Source organism: Streptomyces sp. NPDC091972 (genome assembly GCF_044756385.1).
In the GTDB taxonomy this organism is placed as follows: Bacteria; Actinomycetota; Actinomycetes; order Streptomycetales; family Streptomycetaceae; genus Streptomyces.
On the sequence record NZ_JBIVSV010000005.1, the window covers coordinates 171026 to 191473 of the forward strand.

A 20448-nucleotide genomic window follows, 5' to 3' on the forward strand; every position below is an offset into this window, starting at 1 on the left:
AGGACTCCCCGGCCGCCCCACCAGATCCGGAGCCGGCACGCTCCCCGGCCTCAGCAGCACCACCCGACCCAGTCCCGGAACTCGATCCCGGACCGGTGTTGGCCCCGCCGGCCCCTGCACCCGACGGCGCCCAAGCGACCCCGGCACCGGACCCAGCCTCAGGACCACTGCCCCGACCACCGGAACCAGCCTCAGGACCACCGCCCCCGGCACCGGACCCCGACCCCGCACCACCGGTCCCTCCGCCGGCCCCGGGCCACACAGCACTCCCGTCCCCCTCACCGGAGGCGAAAGCGCCCGCATTCCCCCCACCACCCCCGAAGGACCCCCCACCGTCCCCCGTCCACAGCCGGGCTTCTCCCCCCGTCCCGAAGCGAGCCCCTCCCCCCGTCCCGGACCCCCCGTTCCGTGTCCTGTTCGGGTCCACACCCGGAGCCTGCTTGAGCGGTCCCTGGGGGCCGAACCCGGGTGGCAGAGGGCCGAGTTGGTCGAAGATCTCGATGGACTCGTCGTCGGGGCCGGGGTCGGGCAGGAGTTCTCTGGCGGCGGCGAGGGCCTTGCGGGCCCCCGTGGCGGTGCGGAAGCGGGCCTGAGGGTCCGGCTGGAGGAGGGAGGCCACGACCTGCCAGAGCGGCTCGGGGACGCTCTGGGGCGCGCCTGGGGTGCCGTGGGCGGCGAAGTACTCGACGAGCGCCTTGGCGTCGGGCTTGGCGCCCTCCAGGAGGTACAGCGCGACCAGACCGACGGCGAACAGGTCGGCGGGGAAGTCCGGTTCCGCGCCCAGCATCTGCTCAGGGGCGAGATAACCCGGCGTGCCCACCACGAGGTTGGTCTCGGTCAGGCGCGGTTCGCCCAGCCGCATGGCAATGCCGAAGTCGGACAGCCGCAACCGCGGACGGGCGGTGCCGGTGGCCTCGAGCAGGATGTTGGCCGGTTTGATGTCGCGGTGCACGACGCCTTCCGCGTGCACCGCCGCCAGCCCCGCGAGGAGCTGGTCGAGCAGGGTGCAGACGAACGCGGGCGGCAGGGGACCGTAGTCCCCGACCAGGTGGACCAGCGAGCCGCCGGCCACCAGGTCCATGGTGAACAGGACCTTGTCGTCGTCGGCGGCCCAGCTCGCGGGCGCGAGGACATGAGGGTGGTCGATCCGCAGAGCCTGTTCACGGACGAAGCGCAGCAGGGAGTGGGCGTCGCTCTGCAGCAGCACCTTGGCGGCCACATACCTGCGGCGCCGATGGTCCCAGGCACGCCAGACGGCGCCGACGCCCCCGCGTCCGATCGGATCGGCCAGTTCGTACCGGCCGGCGAACACCTCACCCATGACTGCGCGTCGCTCCTCCCCCTGCGGCTACCCCCGTTGCTTCCCCCTCGATGAGCGATACGACCCCTCGTGGCCTCCCGGATGAGAGATACGGCCCCGTGTGCCAGCCCCCGTGCTGATCGTCTCCTCGGCGGCCGACACACCCCCGCGTGTCGAGCGCCGCCGCCCTGCCCGGCTGCCGAACCCCCTTCGGCGACCGGACGGACGCCTCAGTTCTGGTGCGACTGGTAGTGCGTGACCGCGTCGGAGGTGCGGCCGGCACCGTAGACCCGGAGGAACTCTGCCAGTTCCGGGTGGGTCGGGGCGAGAGTGTCGGCCGCGTCGATGATGTCCCCGGCGGCGGCCACCGAGCGCAGCAGCGACTGGATCTCACGGACGACCCGCTTGACCGTCGGCGCACCCGAACTGCTGGTCGTGGTCGTGGTGTTGCTGAGCACCGAGCCCCCCTGCGACTTCTTGATCTCGTCCATGCGCTCGGTCGCCTCGGCCGCGCTCACGCTGCCGTCCGCGACCTGCCCCGCCAGGTCCTGCAGCAGCTGCACCCGCTGGACCACGGCCGGGTTGCCGATCTTCGCCCGCTGACCGCTCATGAGCTGCGACAGCATCGGGGCGGACAGTCCCAGCACCCCCGCGAGACGAGCCTGGTTGAGGCCCAGGTCGTCTATGAGCTTACGGAAGAGCGCCCCCAGCGGCTCCCCGTACCAGTTCCGCTGCAGTTCCCGCGCTCTCGCGGTCGCTTCCTGCTGTGCGGCGTCCATGTGCGTCTCCCCATCGCTTCCCCAAAAAACCGTGGTTCGCGACAGCGAACCACGCCGAGCATCTTACGGAGAGTGGTCGTTCGCGGGGACCCCCAATCTTTTTGCGGAATACCGGGGATGACCCGGTACTCTGGTCTGCGGCGCCCACCGGCAAGTGGTTCTTCCGGCGGACGTCCCTCTTCCCGGGGCCTTAGCTCAGTTGGTAGAGCGCTGTCTTTGCATGGCAGATGTCAGGGGTTCGACTCCCCTAGGCTCCACTTCAGGAGACCCCTCCGACCTGCGGATACGCGGGCGGAGGGGTTTTTCGTGCCCGGCCGCGGACGCGACGGCCCGCACACCGGCTACCGCATCAGCGAGCGGTACACCGCGGAGGACCGCGGATGGGCCCGGCAACCCCACACGCCGTGCGGGCAGTAGTCGGTGATGGTCTGGTACAGGGGACGCTGCCGGGCGAACCAGGTGAGCATGCCGCGCAGGTAGACCGGGTCGTCGCCGTTCTCGTACAGACCCCACTCCTGGTAGGAGAACGGTTTGCGGTGGGCGCGGGCGAAGCGGACATGGGCGGCCAGACCGTACGGCTCGCTCACCTGATCGGCGAAGCGCAGGCCGCGCGGGGCGTCGTAGGCGTCCATGCCGATGATGTCGACGACCTCGTCACCCGGGTAGCACCGCGGCCACGGGATCGCGTCACGGCCGCGGTTGGGCGTGAACTCGAAACGGAAGCGCTGACCGGGCACCGAACGCATCGCCCGCACGATCCGCGTCCAGTACGCCTTCCAGGCGGCCGGGTCCGGGGCACAGCGGTGGGTGTACGTGGTGCCGTTCATCTCCCAGCCGAGGACGAGGACCGTGTCCGGGACGCCGAGAGCCGTCAGCCGCCGGGCCAGGGCACGGAAATGGCCGTCGTAGTCACCGGCCGCCCCACGTCGGAGCTCGTCGCGGACCGTGCCGTCGGGAAGGTGCGCCTCCGTGCGCTCCAGCAGGGGCACGTTCAGGACCAACAGGCGCCGCGGATCGGAGCGCCGCCAGGACGCCCAGGAGGCCAGGTAGCCCGGCGCCCCCTCGATGTTGCTCCAGCGGTCGCCGGGCAGGTACACGTGCCCGACCCGGGGCGGGCGCCCGCCGAGCCAGGCGCCCAGGGCGTCGAGCCGCGCCACGTCGGCGGACTCGTAGCCGACGTACGCGCCGTACGGCGTGACCGCCGCGGGCTCGTCGACGCGGGTGGTGCAGGCCGAGATCAGAAGCAGCAGGACGACGGTCAGGGCGAGCGGCCCGCGGCGTGAGGGCTTCATCAGAGCGGCGGTCCGTCCGGTGCGAGGAGGTGTCCCCGCGACTCTGGCGCACAGGAGCCGTGTCCCACCGGTCCGGCCACCCCCTCGGGTGAACACGACGGTGGGGCGGAGAATCTCCGCCCCACCGGTGGTACACGCCGGAACCGGCGTCAGCGCCCTTCGTCGTGCTTCGCGGCGTCCTCCTCGGCCTCCTTCGCCTGGACCTCCGGGTCCAGGACGGACTGCCCGGTGCCGTCCACGGACGTCAGCCGACCCGTCTCCGGGACCTCGGTCGCGGCGGGCGGCTCGACCAGCCAGTCGGGATTGGCCTGCTTGTCCCACCACTTCCAGGCGGCGTAGGCACCGCCCGCTACGAGGCCCGCGACCGCCAGAGCCTTGGCGAGCCGTCCTGCACGGGCCCGCCGCTCGTGCTTGCGGACCAGCTTCTGGACCTCCTTGGGCGAGATCTGACCGCGCAGCGCGGCCAGAGCGGCCACACTGCGAGCGGCGGCCTCCTCACGGACCGGGCCGGCCGCGGCGACGGCCTGCTCGATCCTCGGGCGGGAATAGTCGGCGGCCTGCCGAGCGGCCTTACGGGTGCGTACGGCGGCCTCGTGGGCCGCCTGGTCGACCTTCGGCGGAACATGCGTACGAGCCTGCTCCAGGCGCGGCGCGACATGGGCGCCGTACTGGACACGTGCCTGCTCGGCCGCCTGCGAGACCTTCGGCGCGAGCCGTACGCGTGCCTCCGTCGCGTAGTGCGAGGCCTTGTCCTTGGCCGTGTCGGCGTAGGGCGCCACCACTTCCGCGGCGTGCAGCACGCTGTCCTTCGCCGAGCCGGTCGCGGCGCGCACGCTGTCGATGCGGGTCACGGGATCCTCCTCCTCGGTGGCGTACGGTAATTCGACTTTCCACCCTTTTACGGATCATGCCTGCCGGAGCACAGCCCGGCACCTGAGGGCGGGCATCCGGATCAATAACGGATGAATACGTGGCAACAGGAGCTTGTCGACGACAATGCCACGGATCGCCGCTCCGCGCCCCTGCCCGGACCCTCCTCGGCCGGATCCGTGCGAGGATCGGTCGGGCACAGGAAGACAACGGAAGGCAGATCGTGGCCGAGCAGCTTTACGCCACCCTGAAGACCAACCACGGCGACATCGAAGTCCGGCTCCTGCCGAACCACGCCCCGAAGACGGTCAGGAACTTCGTCGAACTCGCCCAGGGCGAGCGCGAGTGGACGCACCCCGGCACCGGCGAGAAGTCCACCAAGAGGCTCTACGACGGCACGATCTTCCACCGCGTCATCAGCGGGTTCATGATCCAGGGCGGCGACCCGCTCGGCACCGGCATCGGCGGCCCGGGCTACGAGTTCGAGGACGAGTTCCACCCGGACCTCGGCTTCGACAAGCCGTACCTCCTCGCCATGGCCAACGCCGGCCCCGGCACCAACGGCTCGCAGTTCTTCATCACCGTCTCCCCGACGGCCTGGCTGAACCGCAAGCACACCATCTTCGGCGAGGTCACCGACCCGGCCAGCCAGAAGGTCGTCGACGCCATCGCCGGCGTCAAGACCACCCGCCCCAACGACCGCCCGGTGAACGACGTCGTCATCGAGCAGGTCGTCGTGGAGACCCGCCAGGGCTGAGCCCGGGCGACCACCGCGCAGGGAACCAAACGCCCCGCTCAACCGTAAGGACGAGCGGGGCGGTGCACGTGGGCACCACGACCCAGGGCGACATGGGGGATGGCATGAATCAGGAGGCGGGCAGCACACCGCAGGCCCAGAACCTGCCCGGCTGCTACCGGCACCCGGACCGTGAGACCGGCATCCGCTGCACCCGCTGCGAGCGCCCGATCTGCCCCGAGTGCATGGTCAGCGCCTCCGTCGGCTTCCAGTGCCCCGAGTGCGTGCGCGACGGAGGCGGCAGCGGACCGGCCCCGGCCGCGGCCCGGCCCCGCACCGTCGCGGGCGGCACCGTCACGGCCGATCCCCGCCTGTTCACGAAGATCCTGATCGCGGTCAACGTGGCGATGTACCTCGCCATCCAGATGCGGCCGTCGCTCCTGCGGGACCTGGCACTGATCGGCGCGTGGCCGCCGGCACCGTTCTCACCCACCGAGGGCGTCGCGGGCGGGGAGTACTACCGCCTGCTCACCTCGATGTTCGTGCACGAGCAGATCTGGCACATCGGCTTCAACATGCTGAGCCTGTGGTGGCTCGGCGGCCCCCTCGAAGCGGCCCTGGGCCGGGCCCGCTATCTCGCGGTCTACTTCGTCTCCGGTCTCGCGGGAAGCGCCCTGGCCTATCTGCTGGCCACTCCGGTCACACAGACCTTCGGCGCATCGGGCGCGATTTTCGGCCTCTTCGGCGCCACCGCCGTCCTGATGCGCAAGCTGAACTACGACCTGCGGCCGATCATCGCGCTCCTGGTGATCAACCTGATCTTCACCTTCGGCTGGAGCAGCATCTCCTGGCAGGCCCACATCGGCGGCCTCGTCGCCGGGCTGATCACGGGGTACGGCATGGTCCACGCCCCGCGCGAACGGCGGGCGCTGGTGCAGTACGGCACTTGTGCGCTGGTGCTGCTGGCCGTCGTGGTCCTGACCGTGATCAGAACCGCCCAGCTCACCTGACGGGGCCCGCGGACCCCCGCTGAGCGGGCCTTGTCCACAGCGTGTGCCGGATCTTGTGCATACAGTGCGGGAACTGTTGTGCCCCCTGTCGCTGACCCGTGTTTACGCAGGTCAGGCAGGGGGCGAACAGGCTTGCGGCAACGGGTGCGATGGTCGTACCGGCGTCAACGCGCGATGGGTTATCCACAGATCGTCGTCTTTTCCCCAGCCGGTTGTGGAAATTCAACCGGGCTGTGGATAACTCAGCGGATAGCCCTGGGGAGAGCTACTTCCACTGGGTGGAGACGGCGAATCCGGCGGCGATGAAGCCGAAGCCCACCACGATGTTCCAGTTGTCCAGGGCGTCGACGGGCAGGGAGCCGTCGGTCACATAGAAGACGACGATCCAGGCGAGCCCGATGAGGAACATGGCCAGCATCACAGGCGCCACCCAGGCGCGGCTGTTCAGCTTGATGGCGGTCGCCTGCTTCGCCGGCGGCGGCGTGTAGTCGGCCTTCTTGCGGATACGTGACTTCGGCACGAGGGTCTCTCCTGTCGATGCGCTGCGTGGCCGCGCAGGTAACTGGTCGGGCTCGGGGCAGCGTACAAGGGGACACTGAGTGCTCCCCCGGGCGTCCGTTAGCGTAGTGCTTCCGCGGCGCCGAAGGAGATAAGGGTACGTTGAGCAATTCTGCCGACTCCCCCCAGTCCGGATCCAGTCCTGTCCGCAGGCGGGGTTTCCGGCCGGTGCGTGTGCTCACGGTAGGGGTCTTCGCTCTCGCGGGGCTCATTTTCTTCACGAGTTTCAATACGGCCAAGGGCACCGACATCCGCACGGACGCCTCCCTGCTGAAGCTCTCGGACCTCATCCAGGAACGCAGCCGCAACAACGGCGAGCTCGACGAGTCGAACGGCTCGCTGCGCCGGGACGTCGAGTCGCTGGCCGAGCGCGACGACGGCAGCACCAGGGCCGAGGACGAGAAGCTGGCCGCACTGGAGGACCGGGCGGGCACCCAGAAGCTCAAGGGGAAGGCGGTCACGGTCACGCTCGACGACGCCCCGCCGAACGCCACCGCCAAGCTCCCCGGCTATCCCGAGCCGCAGCCCGACTACCTGGTCATCCACCAGCAGGACCTCCAGGCCGTGGTCAACGCCCTGTGGAAGGGCGGGGCCAAGGGGATCAAGGTCATGGACCAGCGGCTGATCTCCACCAGTGCCGTGCGCTGTGTCGGCAACACCCTGATCCTCCAGGGCCGCGTGTACTCCCCGCCGTACAAGATCCAGGCGGTCGGTGACCCCGACAGGCTGAAGCAGGCGCTCGCGGACTCGAAGGCCATCCAGAACTACATGGTCTACGTCAACGTCTACGGCCTGGGATGGAATGTCGCCGACGACGGCACGGTGACTCTTCCCGGCTACTCGGGCACAGTGGATCTGCAGTACGCCAAGCCAGTGGAGTAGGTCCCGGGGGAGCTGCCGGTGCGTGTCGTCGTCAGGACCGTCAGCGAGCTGTGCATCACCGCCGGCGCCCTGATCGTGTTGTTCGTCGCCTATGTGCTGTTCTGGACCGGCGTGAAGGCCGACACCGTCATGGACGACCAGATCGACCAGTTGCAGGACCAGTGGGCGCAGGGGAGTGTGCGGCAGCCGAGGACGGCGGCCGGCCCGTCCGCCTCTCCCGCGGAGCCGGCGCCGTACCGGAGCGGCAGGCCCTTCGCGATCATGTACATCCCGCGGCTCGGTTTCACGTGGAACAAGCCGGTGCTCGAGGGCACCGGGGTGGGCACCCTGAAGAAGGGCCTCGGGCACTACGCGGAGACCGCGCGGCTGGGGCAGCGGGGCAACTTCTCGGTCGCCGGTCACCGGCGGACCTACGGCGATCCGTTCAAGGACTTTCCGAGGCTGCGGCGCGGTGACGCGGTCGTCCTGACCGACGGAACCACCTGGTTCACGTATCGGATCGACAAAGGGCCCTACAAAACAGTGCCCACCGACATTGAGGTGATCGATCCTGTGCCACGTAAATCCGGGTACACGCGCCCTGGCCGCTATCTCACGCTGACCACGTGCGATCCGGAGTGGGGACACAGCCACCGGCTGATCGTGTGGGCCCACCTGGACTCCACACAGCCTGTGGAGGACGGCAAGCCTGTTGCCCTGCGCCGTTAGTCTGGTGCGGTACGGCGTGTGTGTGGTGCCGTGGTGCGACGGAAGGGACGGCATGTACGGCTGGATCTGGCGGCATCTGCCGGGGAACGCGTGGGTGAAGGCGCTGCTCTCACTCGTGCTGGTCGTTGCTGTGGTCTACGTCCTGTTCCAGTACGTGTTCCCGTGGGCCGAACCGCTGCTGCCCTTCAACGATGTGACGGTGGACAACCAGTGAGCGCGCGCATTCTCGTCGTCGACAACTACGACAGCTTCGTCTTCAACCTGGTCCAGTACCTGTACCAGCTCGGTGCGGAGTGCGAGGTGCTGCGCAACGACGAGGTGTCGACGGCGCACGCCCAGGACGGTTTCGACGGGGTGCTGCTGTCGCCGGGCCCCGGGACGCCGGAGGAGGCCGGGGTCTGCGTCGAGATGGTGCGGCACTGCGCCGCGACCGGGGTGCCCGTCTTCGGTGTCTGCCTGGGCATGCAGTCGATGCAGGTGGCGTACGGCGGTGTCGTGGACCGCGCCCCGGAGCTGCTGCACGGCAAGACCTCGCTCGTGGAGCACGGGGGCAAGGGCGTCTTCGCCGGTCTGCCGACGCCGTTCACGGCGACCCGCTACCACTCGCTGGCCGCCGAGCCGGCCACGGTCCCGGCCGAGCTGGAGGTCACCGCGCGGACACAGGACGGGATCGTCATGGGGCTGAGGCACCGTGAACTGCCGGTCGAGGGTGTGCAGTTCCACCCTGAGTCGGTGCTGACGGAACACGGTCACCTGATGCTGGCCAACTGGCTGGTGGAGTGCGGGGACCAGGGCGCGGTGGCGAGGTCGGCGGGGCTCGCCCCGGTGGTGGGCAGGGCCACGGCGTGACGGCCCTGCGCCCCGAGCGCGAGGACTTGTACGGCGACGCGTCGTACCAGTCCTACGGCGGCGATCCCTACGGCGGTCAGTCCTTCGGCGGGGCGGCACCCGTCGGGCAGACCCGTGCCGGGGAGCCGTACGCCGAGGCCCCGTACTCGGAGGAGCCGTCGGGCGGGGCGTCGGCGCCGTACGTGCCCCCGGCCGACGACGAGACGGTGGCGCTGCGGATACCGGATCCGCCGCCGCCCATATCCGCCTCTGCGGCTTCTTCCGCCACATCCACCACTGGATCCCCACAGGGCGGCCGCGCGGCCCGCAGAAAGGCCGCCAAGCGCCGTCACGGGCGTCATGGCGGCGCGGCCGGCCCCGAGACGCAGCCGGAGACGGAGTCGTCCGGCGGCAGGCCGCTCTCCCGGGTGGAGGCCCGCAGACAGGCGAAGGCCCGCAAACCCGGCGCGGCCGTCGTCGCGAGCCGTGCGATCGGCGAGATGTTCATCACCACCGGCGTGCTGATGCTTCTGTTCGTCAGCTACCAGCTGTGGTGGACGAATGTCCGGGCCCACGCACAGGCGGACAAGGAGGCGAGCAGCCTCCAGAACGACTGGGCGAGCGGGAAGGGCGCGCCGGGCACCTTCGAGCCGGGCCAGGGCTTCGCCCTGCTGCACATCCCCAAGCTGGACGTCGTGGTGCCGATAGCCGAGGGCGTCAGCAACAAGAAGGTCCTGGACAAGGGCATGGTCGGGCACTACAGCGAGGGCAGGCTGAAGACGGCGATGCCCGACGCCAAGAGCGGCAACTTCGCGCTCGCCGGGCACCGCAACACGCACGGCGAGCCCTTCCGCTACATCAACAAGCTCAGCCCGGGTGACGCGATCGTCGTCGAGACGCAGGACGAGTACTTCGTCTACAAAATGACGTCGACGCTGCAGGTGACGTCTCCGAGCAACACGAGCGTGATCGACCCCATCCCCAAGGGGTCCGGTTTCACCACGGCCGGCCGCTACATCACCCTCACCACCTGCACGCCGGAGTTCACCAGCAAGTACCGGTTGATCGTCTGGGGCAAGATGGTCGAGGAACGGCCGCGCAGCAAGGGCAAGCCGGATGCGCTCGTCCAGTAAGGGCAGATGACAAGTGGCAGCGACCACCGAGCAAGAGCAGCACACCGGCACCCCCGTGCCGCGCCGCCGCGGCACCGGCCGGATCGCCATGGCGGTCAGTTTCTTCGGTGAACTCCTCATCACGGCCGGCCTGGTGCTCGGCCTGTTCGTCGTCTACTCGCTGTGGTGGACGAACGTCGTCGCCGACCGCGCGGCCCACAAGGAAGCCGACAAGGTGCGCGACAGCTGGATGCAGGACCGGGACACCGGCCCCGGCGCGCTGGACACCAGGAACGGCATCGGCTTCCTGCACGTCCCCGCCATGAGGAACGGCGAGGTGCTGGTCGAGAAGGGCACCTCGTCGAAGATCCTCAACGACGGTGTCGCCGGCTACTACACCGACCCCGTCAAGGCCACGCTCCCCACCAGCGGCAAGACCGGCAACTTCTCCCTCGCCGCCCACCGGGACGGCCACGGCGCGAAGTTCCACAACATCGACAAGATCAAGAAGGGCGACCCGATCGTCTTCGAGACCAAGGACGAGTGGTTCGTCTACAAGGTCTACGCCGTCCTGCCCGAGACCTCGAAGTACAACGTCAAGGTCCTCGGCCGGATCCCCGAGGAGTCCGGCAAAAAGAAGGCCGGCCACTACATCACGCTGACGACGTGCACGCCGGTCTACACCTCGCGCTACCGGTACGTGGTGTGGGGGGAGCTGGTGCGCACGGAGAAGGTGGACAGCGAGCGCACGCTGCCGAAGGAACTGTCCTAACCGTGACGGAGGCACGAAGCCGGGCCTCGCTGTTTCGTACCTATCGCAGGGACGTGCGGCGGGCTCCGGCGCTCATGCCTCCAAGTCGTCGCGGTGCACAGGACTCCGCTTAGATCGGTGACGGCCTGTGTGTCGCAGCTGAAGTTGCCGGTGATGAACAACCATACGTCTACGCGATCGATGGCTTGAGCGGCGAGTGGTTTTGGTTCGTAAGCCTGCGCGACGACCTCTGCGCGGCCGTCGCGCAGGAGCACATCGGCTCCATGCCGTTCGAAGGCCTTCCAGGTCATGGCTGTGAGGGCAAGAGACGCAGTGCGCGACTGGATCTTCCTGAGGTTTAACGAGTAGGTACGTACGCAAACACGATCAACGTTTATGGATGTGCGAGTGACTGAACTACCGAGACGGCGATGGGCTCCGGTAGGGAGCATCGGAGCCCATCAGTGAAGAAAGCTTGACGTTACGACTTCGGGGCGTAGTCGTGGCACTGGAACTGTGCCCAGTCCGAGGAATTTACGGTGCCCTCAAGCCATACGACCACTATGCCCTTGGGCTGCTGAAGAGTGCTGCTCCACTCGCTGATTACGCTTCGGCCCTGAGCGCCGGTGCTCCACGGGAACTGAGTTAGCGAGCCGTCTTTGTTGGAGGTCATGAGCCTGAGCTTCGGTGCCCGCGTGTCATCGATGTAGTCGGTAGTCCTGAACCAGACGTCGTATTTGGCCGTGGGTGCACCGCTGCCTTCAAGGGTGGCGTTCACCTTAAAGGTCTTAGCAGGGTCGGTGCAGCTCAGTTTGATGACTACGTTGGCAGCCGCCTGAGCCGGTGCGGCGGCAGAAACCGCAGTTGCCACAGCGGTCAGGCACAGGGCTACAGATGCGGCTCTACGGCGGCTCTGCAACCTGCGTGTCATATGTGAGTGCATGATGTTCCCCCTTGATTGGGTCAAAGCGTGGTCACCTTTAATTTGAACTCATTGAACTGATCACGACAAGGTTGGCGATCTTGATATGTCGGACATCGGGGCACCTGCTCGAGTGTGAAGTGCATCACAGGTAAGAGGACTTATCTAAGCTTGAGGCCCGGGAGTGTCCGCCCGGGCCTCAAGTGATCAAGCTATGCAAATGGGTTTGGTGACCAGCGTCATTTCTTTAACCGAAGATACCGCCGCCATTCCCGCCGTCATTACCACCATTACCCCCAACGCTCACAGCCGTGAGGGTAATTGTTGTGCTTCCGGGATCATCTACTTCGGTGCCCGCAGGGGGGTCCTGGGCAAAAACGAGGGCGTTCTCATCCTGGGAACTACCATTGGCGAAGCGGATGTTGGTAAATCCCGACTGTTGCAGAGTGGCCCTGGCGTCCCTCACGGTCTGCTGGACGACGTTGGGGACCTCGGTCTTGTCCGCCGCCTTGCCGATCTGGATGTTGACCGTCGAGTTCTTGTCGGCCTGGGTGCCGGCCTGCGGCGCGGTCGTGATGACCTTGCCGATCTGGTTGGTGTCGTCGGTCTCGACCTCGGTGCAGTTGCCGACGAGGTTGTTCGCCTGCATCTGCGCCTTGGCCTCGTCGCAGGAGCGGCCGGTGACGTCCGGGACCGTGGCCTTCTCCTCGGCCTTGGCGATGGTGAGGGTGACGGTGGAACCCTTCTCCACCTCCGCGCCCAGTTTCGGGTCCTGCTCCAGGACGGTGCCCGGCTCCTCGGTGGACACCTGCTTCTTGGTCTTGACGACGAACTGGTACTGGTCGCCCTGAAGTGTCTCCGTGGCCTTGTCGACGTCCTGGCCGAGGACACTGGGGACGGCGACCTTCGGCGCTCCGGTGGACACCACGATGCTGACGGCGGTGTTCTTGTCGACCTTGGTGCCGCCCGTCGGGTTCTGCTCGCAGATGTTGCCCTTGGCGGTGTTCTCGCAGGGCTTCTCGGTGACCTCGCCCAGCTTCAGGTCGACGTTGCTCAGCTGTTTCGCCGCGTCGGCCTGGGGCTGGTTGACCAGGTTCGGCACGGCCACCTGGTCATTGCCCGCGCCGCCGCCGCTGAAGATCCACTTGCCGATGAGGATCGCGCCGACGAGCACCAGGATGCCCGCCACCACCAGCAGGATCGTCGAGGTGTTCGACTTCTTCTGGCGGCGCCGGTCGGGGCGGTCGTCGTAGCCGTAGCCGCCGTCGTCCGGGTTCGTCGGGGGCAGCATGGTGGTGGCGCCGGCGTCGGAGCGCAGGGCCGTGGTCGGCTGGTCGTCGGGGTAGCCGCCGTAGCCCACCGAGCCCATGGCCGCGGTGGCCGCGACCGGCTGGCCGTCGAGGCAGGCCTCGATGTCGGCGCGCATCTCGTCGGCCGACTGGTAGCGGTAGTTCGGGTCCTTGACCAGGGCCCGCAGGACGATGGCGTCCATCTCGGGCGTGATCTCGGGGTCGAAGACCGACGGGGGCTGTGCCTCCTCGCGGACGTGCTGGTACGCGACGGCCACCGGGGAGTCGCCCACGAAGGGCGGCCGGACCGTCAGCAGCTCGTAGAGGAGACAGCCGGTGGAGTAGAGGTCCGATCTGGCGTCGACCTGCTCGCCCTTGGCCTGCTCCGGGGAGAGGTACTGGGCGGTGCCGATGACCGCGGAGGTCTGGGTCATCGTCATGCCGGAGTCGCCCATGGCGCGGGCGATGCCGAAGTCCATCACCTTGACCTGGCCGTTGCGCGTGAGCATGACGTTGGCCGGCTTGATGTCCCGGTGGACGATCCCGCTGCGGTGGGAGTACTCCAGCGCCTGGAGGATCCCGATGGTCATCTCCAGGGAGCGCTCCGGCAGCAGCTTGCGGCCGGAGTGCAGCAGCTCACGGAGGGTGGAGCCGTCGACGTACTCCATGACGATGTACGGGATCGAGACCCCGTCGATGTAGTCCTCGCCCGTGTCGTAGACCGCCACGATCGCGGGATGGTTGAGCGAGGCGGCCGACTGGGCCTCCCGGCGGAACCGGGCCTGGAAGGACGGGTCGCGCGCGAGGTCCGCGCGCAGCGTCTTCACCGCCACCGTGCGGCCGAGGCGCGTGTCCATGGCGAGGTAGACCTCCGCCATGCCACCACGGCCGAGCACCTGGCCCAGCTCGTACCGGCCGCCGAGGCGACGCGGCTCTTCCATAGCTTCCTACCAGCCCTCTCCGTCGGTCCCGACCGGCACGTGTGTGCCGTCGGAGGCTGCACTCCGGGCCTACCGTACCCGGCTAGCTTTGTGTGACCTGGCCAAGTGCGTCACCCGATACAGGACCGGTATCGCAACGTGCACCGATGTGGAGGTGACGTGAGCGGGGTCACTTCTTGGAGTCGATGACCGCCTCCATGACGCTCTTGGCGATGGGCGCCGCGAGACCGCTGCCGGAGATGTTCTCGCGGACCGCGTTGTCGTCCTGGACGACCACGGCCACGGCGACCGGCGCGCTGTCGCCGACCTTGGCGTACGAGATGAACCAGGCGTACGGGTTCTTGCTGTTGTTCTCGCCGTGCTGGGCGGTACCGGTCTTGCCGCCGACGGTGACGCCGTTGATCTGGGCGGTGGTTCCGGTGCCCTTTTCGACGACCGTCTCCATCATCGACTGGAGGATCTGGGCGTTCTCCGCCGACAGCGGCTCGCTCATCTTCTCCGGCTCGGTCTTCTCGAGGGTGTCCAGGTTCGGGGCCTGGAGCGAGTCGACCATGTACGGCTTCATCAGGGTGCCGTTGTTGGCGACGGCCGAGGCGACCATGGCCATCTGGAGCGGGGTGGCGGCGGTGTTGAACTGACCGATCGAGGAGAGCGCGACCTCGGAGGGCGCCATGTCGTCGGAGAAGACCGAGGCGCTGGAGCGGACCGGGGTGAACTGCTCCTCGGTGAAGCCGAACTTCTTGGCCTCTTCCAGCATCTTGTCGTTGCCGAGCTGGGAGCCGATCTTGCCGAAGACGGTGTTGCAGGAGTACTGGAGCGCGACCCGCAGGGTGGCGTTCTTGCAGGGGATGTTGCCCTCGTTCTTCAGCTCGGTCGTGGTCCCCGGCATGGTCCACGGCAGCGGGGAGTCGGTCTGCTCGTCGGCCGACTTGTACAGGCCGTTCTCCAGTGCGGCGGCCGCGGTGACGACCTTGAAGGTGGAGCCGGGCGGGTAGACCTCGCGCAGCGCCCGGTTGAGGGAGGGGTCGTCGGGGTTGTTCTTCTTGTCGAGCTTCTTCCACGCCTCGGCGTCGGCGTCGCTGCCGCCGGCGATCGTGGAGGGGTCGTACGACGGGTAGGAGGCCAGCGCCAGGATCTTGCCGGTGGAGGGCTCGATGGCGGCGACGGCGCCCTTGCCGCCCTGCCTCTTCAGACCGTTGTAGGCGGCCTTCTGGGCGGCGGCGTTGAGGGTGGTGACGACGTTGCCGCCCTCCTTCGGCTTACCGGTGAGCATGTCGAGGGTGTTGCGGAAGAACAGCCGGTCGTCGTTGCCGGTGAGGATGCCGTCCTCGATGGACTCGAGCTGGGTGGCGCCGTAGGCCTGTGAGACGAAGCCGGTGACCGGCGCCCACATGGCGCCGTCCTTGTAGGTGCGCTTGTACTTGAAGTCGCCCGACGTCGTCTCGGCGTGCCCGGTGATGGACTTGCCGTCGACGATGATGTCGCCGCGGGGCGTGGCGTACCGCGCGATCAGTACCCGGCGGTTGTCGGGGTCCTCACGGAGGCTGTCGGCCTTGACGTACTGGAGCCAGTTGTCGCGGATGAGGAGGGCGAGGACCAGCAGGCCGCAGAAGATCGCGATCCGGCGCAGGGGCTTGTTCATGACGGGCGGACCACCTGGGTCATCTCGGCGTCGGGGCTGGGGGCGGGGGCGGGCGCCGGGCGGCGTGCGGTGTCGCTGATCCTGATCAGGATGCCGATGAGGGCCCAGTTGGCGATGACGGAGGAACCGCCGTACGCCAGGAAGGGCATCGTCATACCGGTCAGCGGGATCAGGCCCATCACACCGCCGGCCACCACGAAGACCTGGAGGGCGAAGGCGCCGGACAGGCCGATGGCGAGCAGCTTGCCGAAGGGGTCGCGGGCGGCGAGGGCGGTGCGTACGCCGCGCTCCACGATCAGGCCGTAGATCAGCAGGATCGCCATGAGGCCGGCCAGGCCCAGTTCCTCGCCGAAGGTGGCGAGGATGAAGTCGGAGTTGGCGGCGAAGCGGATCAGCTCGGAGTGGCCCTGGCCCCAGCCGGTTCCGAGGGTGCCGCCGGAGCCGAAGGCCCACAGGGCCTGCATGGCCTGCTCGGAGTGGACCATGCCGTCGCCGTTGGGGTTGCGGCTGAGGGTGTACTCGCGCATCGGGTCGAGCCAGGCCTGGACACGGGTCTGCACGTGCGGTTCGAAGCTGGCCACGCCGACGGCGCCGGCCGCGGACATCAGCAGACCGAAGACGATCCAGCTGGTCCGCTCGGTGGCGACGTACAGCATGATGATGAACATTCCGAAGAACAGCAGCGAGGTGCCGAGGTCGGTCTCGAAGACCAGGATGAGGATCGAGATCATCCAGACGACGATGATCGGGCCGAGGTCGCGGCCGCGCGGCAGGTACAGGCCCATGAAGCGGCGGCTGGCGAGGGCCAGGGCGTCGCGTTTGACCATGAGGTAGCCGGCGAAGAAGATCGCGAGGACGATCTTGGCGAACTCTCCGGGCTGGATGGTGAAGCTGCCGACCTTGATCCAGATCTTGGCGCCGTAGGTGATGTTGGCGCCGAGGCCCGGGACCAGCGGGAGGAGCAGCAGGACCAGGGCGCCGACCATCGAGATGTAGGTGTAGCGCTGGAGGACCCGGTGGTCCTTGAGGAAGACCAGGACGACGGCGAACAGGGCGATGCCCATCGCCGTGTAGATGAGCTGGTTGGTGGCCTTGCCGCCGGCCTGGCCGATCTGCTGGAGCAGCTTCGACTGGTCGAGCCGCCAGATCGCGACGAGTCCGAGGCCGTTGAGCAGGGTGGCCAGCGGCAGCATCAGCGGGTCCGCGTAGGGCGCGAACTTGCGTACGACGAGGTGGGCGACGCCGGCCAGCAGACCGAGTCCCAGGCCGTAGCTCAGCAGGCCGGCCGGGACCTGGTCGTCGATGGCCAGACCCACGTTGGCGTAGGCGAAGACCGGGATGAGGACGGCGAACACCAGCAGCGCCAGCTCGGTGTTGCGGCGGCTCGGTGCGCCGATCGCGCCGATCGTGGACGTGTGGTGCGTCGACGTGTTCGAAGTACTGCTGCTCATCGTGTGACAGGGCCTCTCACGGCTTGCCTACTGCGTACCGCAGTTCCCGACGACCTGCTTCTCCTCGTCCGAGAGGGTGGGGCCGGGGGTGGGAGTGGGCTTCGGGGACGCGGAAGCGTTCGGGGACGGGGAGGACGTGCTCGTCGGGTTCGGTGTGGCCTTGGACGTCAGGGAGGACAGAGTGGTTCCCGTGGTGCCCCCGGCCTGGCCCTCGCCCGTCTTGGAGTTCTTCCTGCTGTCCGTGGCCTGTGCCTCGGCCTGCTTGCGGCACGCGGCGGCCTGCACGCCCAGTTCGTCGATCTTCTTCTGGGCCGTCTTCAGGTCGCCCTCGGCGATGGTGCCCTCGACCGACTTCTGCTGGTACGGCGGCAGGTACTTGAGTTCGATCTCGGGGTGGTCCTTGGACACCTTCGAGAGCGACACCCACGCCAGGTCCTGGCTGATGCCCCGGTACAGCGCCACGTGCTCGCCGTTGACGCCGACGTAGTACTGGGTCTGCGTCCAGCGGTAACCGCCGTACAGGCCACCGCCGATGACGGCGAGGGCGAGCACCGAGTAGAAGGATCTCTTCAGCCACCTGCGGCTCTTGCGGGGCTTGACGAAGTCGTCGTCGGAGTAGTCGCCGAAGCCGTCCGCGGGGATGTAGCCGGTGGTGTCGGAGGAGCCGGGCGGCCCGAACTCGCCGCCCCCGCCCTGTCCGTGGCCCTGCCGGCCGAGCCCGGAGGCGCGGCCCGCGGGGGTCTGCATGATGCCGTTGTCGTGGAGCTGGTGCTGGTTCTCGGCGACCGCGCCGACCACGACCGGGGTGTCGGAGAGCTGCCCGGCGAGGGTGTCGCCGGTGTCCAGGTCGAGGACGTCGGCCACGATGACCGTGATGTTGTCGGGGCCGCCGCCGCGCAGCGCGAGCTGGATGAGCTCCTGCACGGTCTCCTGGGGGCCCTGGTAGCTGGCGAGGGTGTCCTCGAGGGTCTGGTGCGAGACGACGCCGGACAGGCCGTCGGAGCAGATCAGGTAGCGGTCGCCGGCGCGGACCTCGCGGATGGACAGGTCGGGCTCGACGTGTTCGCCGCTGCCCAACGCCCGCATCAGCAGGGAGCGTTGGGGGTGGGTGGTGGCCTCTTCCTCGGTGATGCGGCCCTCGTCGACCAGGCGCTGCACCCAGGTGTGGTCCTGGGTGATCTGGGTGAGGACACCGTCGCGCAGCAGGTACGCGCGCGAGTCGCCGACGTGCACGAGGCCGAGTCGCTGGCCGGTCCACAGCAGGGCGGTGAGGGTGGTCCCCATGCCTTCGAGCTGGGGGTCCTCCTCGACCATGGAGCGCAGTTGGTCGTTGGCGCGCTGGACGGCCACGCCGAGCGAGGTGAGGACGTCGGAGCCGGGGACGTCGTCGTCGAGGGCGACGATGGTGGAGATGGCCTCGGAGGAGGCGACCTCGCCGGCGGCGGCGCCGCCCATGCCGTCGGCGATGGCGAGCAGGCGGGGCCCGGCGTATCCGGAGTCCTCGTTGCCCTCCCGGATCATGCCTTTGTGCGATCCGGCGGCGAAGCGCAGTGACAGACTCATGCGCACCTCGCCCGTCGGCTCCGGGTACATCCGCACGGTGCCCACCCTCCGGTCGGGAGCGCGCCGGGGCCCGGGGTGGGGGCCCACGCCGCGTGCTCGCTCCGCTCGCGCCTATTCATGATGTAGCACTACTTCCGCAGCTCGATGACGGTCTTGCCGATGCGGATCGGCGCGCCCAGCGGAATCGGCGTCGGGGTCGTCAGCCGCGTTCGGTCGAGGTACGTGCCGTTGGTGGAGCCCAGGTCCTCGACGATCCACTGGCCGTCGCGGTCCGGGTAGATCCTGGCATGCCGGCTGGAGGCGTAGTCGTCGTCCAGCACGATGGTGCTGTCGTGCGCCCGGCCCAGCGTGATGGTCTGGCCCTGGAGCGCCACGGTGGTGCCGGTGAGGGTGCCCTCGGACACGACGAGCTTGGTGGGGGCGTTACGGCGCTGGCGGCCCCCGGCGGCCGGCTGCTGGCGCTGCTGCGGGGGCGCCTGCCGCTGGGCCTGCTGGGCCCGGCCGGCCTCCCGGCGCGAGCCGCGCTGGGTGACGCGCGTACCGAACAGGTCGCTGCGGATGACCTGCACGGCCACGATCACGAACAGCCACAGTACGGCCAGGAAACCCAGCCGCATGACCGTGAGGGTCAGCTCTGACATTGCCCCCGCTTCACCCTTCGGCTTGCCGGTAAATGATGGTGGTGCTGCCCACGACGATCCGCGAGCCGTCGCGGAGCGTAGCGCGGGTGGTGTGCTGCCCGTCCACCACGATGCCGTTGGTGGACCCGAGATCCTGGATCGTCGAGGGCGTTCCGGTCCGGATCTCGCAGTGCCGGCGCGAGACGCCGGGGTCGTCGATCCGCACGTCGGCCTCGGTGCTGCGGCCCAGCACCAGCGTGGCGCGGGAGATCTGGTGGCGGGTGCCGTTGATCTCGATCCAGTGGCGGGTGCGGGAGCCCGGCGCGGGCGCGCCGACCGGGCCGCCGGCGCCGTGGCGCGGGGCCTGGGCGGGCTGCGGGTAGCCGTAGCCGCCGCGGCCGGGCGGTGGGGCGGCCGGCATGGGCGGGGCGCCCGCCGGAGCGGCCGGCGGGTAGCCGTAGCCACCGGGTGCCGGTGCGCCGGGCCGGCCGGCCGGGGCCGAGGTGCCGGGGCCCTGCTGGTTGGTGGAGGAGGCGAGCGTACGGCTGCGCACCCGGTACAGACCGGTGTCGAGGTCGTCCGCCTTCTCCAGGTTGACCTTGATGGGGCCCATGAAGGTGTAGCGCTGCTGCTTGGCGTAGTCGGCGACCATGCCGGCGAGTTCGTCGCCGAGCTGGCCCGAGTAGGGGCTGAGCCGCTCGAAGTCCGGCGTGCTCAGCTCCACGATGAAGTCGTTGGGCACGACCGTGCGGTCGCGGTTCCAGATGGTCGCGTTGTTGTCGCACTCCCGCTGGAGCGCTCCCGCGATCTCCACGGGCTGGACCTCGGACTTGAACACCTTGGCGAAGGTGCCGTTGACCAGACCTTCGAGACGCTGCTCGAACTTCTTCAGGACTCCCATGAGGCACCTCCTCCGTCCTTGCCGCCCTGGGTACTGCGCCGGCTGCTGCTTACCTGGTACTGCTTACTGATCGTATCCACGCGCCGGTGAATCGGCTGGTTCCCCCTGTCGGCACGGTCGACGGGTGTCGACGCCTCCGAAGTTCCCTGCGGAGCCCCACTTCGAACTCCGCTGTCGAACTCCTCCGTCAAGGATCGTAGAGGCGGCCGCAGACCAGTGTCCCGCACCTGACTGTGGACCCCTGCCCGCTCCTGGGGAGACGGGCGTTACCGGTACGAGGTTGATACGTGAAC

General features: G+C 68.6%; 19 protein-coding genes, 1 tRNA gene and 1 pseudogene. 9 read left to right on the plus strand and 12 right to left on the minus strand.

Translation table 11 applies throughout. The features are described from left to right. Positions 1-420: 420 nt before the first annotated feature. Together ACIQJT_RS16560 and ACIQJT_RS16565 are read right to left on the minus strand one after the other, a co-directional pair. A pseudogene (locus tag ACIQJT_RS16560) lies at positions 421-1321 on the minus strand (serine/threonine-protein kinase); the annotation flags it as partial. 209 nt (positions 1322-1530) lie between these two features. Then, positions 1531-2079 carry a DNA-binding protein gene (locus tag ACIQJT_RS16565; RefSeq protein WP_031036313.1) on the minus strand — a complete coding sequence of 183 codons (549 nt, stop codon included), beginning with the start codon at positions 2077-2079 and terminating at the stop codon, positions 1531-1533. Between the two features lie 184 nt (positions 2080-2263). On the opposite strand from ACIQJT_RS16565, the gene ACIQJT_RS16570 reads away from it, so the two are divergent. Then, positions 2264-2336, plus strand: a tRNA-Ala gene (locus ACIQJT_RS16570). A gap of 84 nt (positions 2337-2420) precedes the next feature. Here the strand turns inward: ACIQJT_RS16570 and ACIQJT_RS16575 are convergent. Next, entirely contained in the window at positions 2421-3371 is a 951-nt protein-coding gene (locus ACIQJT_RS16575) for a glycoside hydrolase family 26 protein (protein ID WP_402644015.1), read from the minus strand. Positions 3372-3520: 149 nt separating this feature from the next. After that, entirely contained in the window at positions 3521-4222 is a 702-nt protein-coding gene (locus tag ACIQJT_RS16580; protein WP_365452953.1) for a DUF5324 family protein, read from the minus strand. 242 nt (positions 4223-4464) lie between these two features. On the opposite strand from ACIQJT_RS16580, the gene ACIQJT_RS16585 reads away from it, so the two are divergent. After that, positions 4465-4998 (plus strand): peptidylprolyl isomerase, encoded by a 534-nt coding sequence (locus ACIQJT_RS16585; protein WP_053848768.1) that lies wholly within the window; start codon positions 4465-4467, stop codon positions 4996-4998. Positions 4999-5102: 104 nt separating this feature from the next. Continuing rightward, positions 5103-5987: a rhomboid family intramembrane serine protease gene (locus ACIQJT_RS16590; RefSeq protein ID WP_365452956.1), complete on the plus strand. Its 885-nt coding sequence runs from the start codon at positions 5103-5105 to the stop codon at positions 5985-5987. 265 nt (positions 5988-6252) lie between these two features. On the opposite strand, the gene crgA is transcribed toward ACIQJT_RS16590, so the two are convergent. Continuing rightward, on the minus strand, positions 6253-6507 hold the full coding sequence (crgA, locus tag ACIQJT_RS16595; RefSeq protein WP_053848770.1) for a cell division protein CrgA: 255 nt from the start codon (positions 6505-6507) through the stop codon (positions 6253-6255). A 140-nt stretch (positions 6508-6647) separates the two neighbouring features. Between crgA and ACIQJT_RS16600 the strand changes: the two genes are divergently transcribed. Genes ACIQJT_RS16600 through ACIQJT_RS16625 form a run of 6 tightly spaced genes read left to right on the plus strand, consistent with a single transcriptional unit; the run spans position 6648 to position 10847 of the window. Beyond that, the gene (locus ACIQJT_RS16600) at positions 6648-7427 is read left to right on the plus strand and encodes a DUF881 domain-containing protein (RefSeq protein WP_365452960.1); all 780 of its coding nucleotides are present in this window, start codon (positions 6648-6650) and stop codon (positions 7425-7427) included. Between the two features lie 18 nt (positions 7428-7445). Beyond that, the gene (locus tag ACIQJT_RS16605) at positions 7446-8135 is read left to right on the plus strand and encodes a class E sortase (RefSeq protein ID WP_365452963.1); all 690 of its coding nucleotides are present in this window, start codon (positions 7446-7448) and stop codon (positions 8133-8135) included. A gap of 52 nt (positions 8136-8187) precedes the next feature. Further along, positions 8188-8349 (plus strand): hypothetical protein, encoded by a 162-nt coding sequence (locus ACIQJT_RS16610; protein ID WP_019324742.1) that lies wholly within the window; start codon positions 8188-8190, stop codon positions 8347-8349. Beyond that, complete coding sequence (locus ACIQJT_RS16615) at positions 8346-8984, plus strand: aminodeoxychorismate/anthranilate synthase component II (RefSeq protein WP_365452966.1); 639 nt, start codon at positions 8346-8348, stop codon at positions 8982-8984. Before ACIQJT_RS16610 ends, ACIQJT_RS16615 begins: the two co-directional genes overlap by 4 nt. Further along, positions 8981-10096 (plus strand): class E sortase, encoded by a 1116-nt coding sequence (locus ACIQJT_RS16620; RefSeq protein WP_402644021.1) that lies wholly within the window; start codon positions 8981-8983, stop codon positions 10094-10096. Before ACIQJT_RS16615 ends, ACIQJT_RS16620 begins: the two co-directional genes overlap by 4 nt. 13 nt (positions 10097-10109) lie before the next feature. Then, positions 10110-10847 (plus strand): class E sortase, encoded by a 738-nt coding sequence (locus ACIQJT_RS16625; RefSeq protein ID WP_402644024.1) that lies wholly within the window; start codon positions 10110-10112, stop codon positions 10845-10847. A gap of 460 nt (positions 10848-11307) precedes the next feature. Here the strand turns inward: ACIQJT_RS16625 and ACIQJT_RS16630 are convergent, their stop codons facing one another. The 7 genes from ACIQJT_RS16630 to ACIQJT_RS16660 form a co-directional block, all read right to left on the minus strand. Further along, positions 11308-11604 carry a hypothetical protein gene (locus tag ACIQJT_RS16630; protein WP_402644027.1) on the minus strand — a complete coding sequence of 99 codons (297 nt, stop codon included), beginning with the start codon at positions 11602-11604 and terminating at the stop codon, positions 11308-11310. Between the two features lie 391 nt (positions 11605-11995). After that, positions 11996-13978, minus strand: coding sequence for a Stk1 family PASTA domain-containing Ser/Thr kinase (gene pknB, locus ACIQJT_RS16635; protein WP_402644029.1), 1983 nt, complete (start codon positions 13976-13978; stop codon positions 11996-11998). Positions 13979-14147: 169 nt separating this feature from the next. Then, positions 14148-15620 carry a peptidoglycan D,D-transpeptidase FtsI family protein gene (locus ACIQJT_RS16640; protein ID WP_402644032.1) on the minus strand — a complete coding sequence of 491 codons (1473 nt, stop codon included), beginning with the start codon at positions 15618-15620 and terminating at the stop codon, positions 14148-14150. Beyond that, the gene (locus ACIQJT_RS16645) at positions 15617-17071 is read right to left on the minus strand and encodes an FtsW/RodA/SpoVE family cell cycle protein (RefSeq protein ID WP_053848779.1); all 1455 of its coding nucleotides are present in this window, start codon (positions 17069-17071) and stop codon (positions 15617-15619) included. Before ACIQJT_RS16645 ends, ACIQJT_RS16640 begins: the two co-directional genes overlap by 4 nt. Before the next feature lie 27 nt (positions 17072-17098). Further along, a complete protein-coding gene (locus tag ACIQJT_RS16650) occupies positions 17099-18664 on the minus strand; it encodes a Stp1/IreP family PP2C-type Ser/Thr phosphatase (RefSeq protein WP_402644766.1) in 1566 nt (521 codons plus the stop codon). A 98-nt stretch (positions 18665-18762) separates the two neighbouring features. Then, on the minus strand, positions 18763-19275 hold the full coding sequence (locus ACIQJT_RS16655; RefSeq protein ID WP_053852850.1) for an FHA domain-containing protein: 513 nt from the start codon (positions 19273-19275) through the stop codon (positions 18763-18765). Positions 19276-19285: 10 nt separating this feature from the next. Beyond that, positions 19286-20155 (minus strand): DUF3662 and FHA domain-containing protein, encoded by an 870-nt coding sequence (locus ACIQJT_RS16660; protein ID WP_365452985.1) that lies wholly within the window; start codon positions 20153-20155, stop codon positions 19286-19288. Between the last annotated feature and the right edge of the window lie 293 nt (positions 20156-20448).

Bases quoted from the DNA above. Each gene is read 5' to 3' on its own strand.
- ACIQJT_RS16565 (WP_031036313.1), bottom strand. From the start codon at position 2,079: ATGGACGCCGCACAGCAGGAAGCGACCGCGAGAGCGCGGGAACTGCAG.
- ACIQJT_RS16575 (WP_402644015.1), bottom strand. From the start codon at position 3,371: ATGAAGCCCTCACGCCGCGGGCCGCTCGCCCTGACCGTCGTCCTGCTG.
- ACIQJT_RS16590 (WP_365452956.1), top strand. From the start codon at position 5,103: ATGAATCAGGAGGCGGGCAGCACACCGCAGGCCCAGAACCTGCCCGGC.
- ACIQJT_RS16610 (WP_019324742.1), top strand. From the start codon at position 8,188: ATGTACGGCTGGATCTGGCGGCATCTGCCGGGGAACGCGTGGGTGAAG.
- pknB (WP_402644029.1), bottom strand. From the start codon at position 13,978: ATGGAAGAGCCGCGTCGCCTCGGCGGCCGGTACGAGCTGGGCCAGGTG.
- ACIQJT_RS16640 (WP_402644032.1), bottom strand. From the start codon at position 15,620: ATGAACAAGCCCCTGCGCCGGATCGCGATCTTCTGCGGCCTGCTGGTC.
- ACIQJT_RS16645 (WP_053848779.1), bottom strand. From the start codon at position 17,071: ATGAGCAGCAGTACTTCGAACACGTCGACGCACCACACGTCCACGATC.
- ACIQJT_RS16650 (WP_402644766.1), bottom strand. From the start codon at position 18,664: ATGTACCCGGAGCCGACGGGCGAGGTGCGCATGAGTCTGTCACTGCGC.
- ACIQJT_RS16655 (WP_053852850.1), bottom strand. From the start codon at position 19,275: ATGTCAGAGCTGACCCTCACGGTCATGCGGCTGGGTTTCCTGGCCGTA.
- ACIQJT_RS16660 (WP_365452985.1), bottom strand. From the start codon at position 20,155: ATGGGAGTCCTGAAGAAGTTCGAGCAGCGTCTCGAAGGTCTGGTCAAC.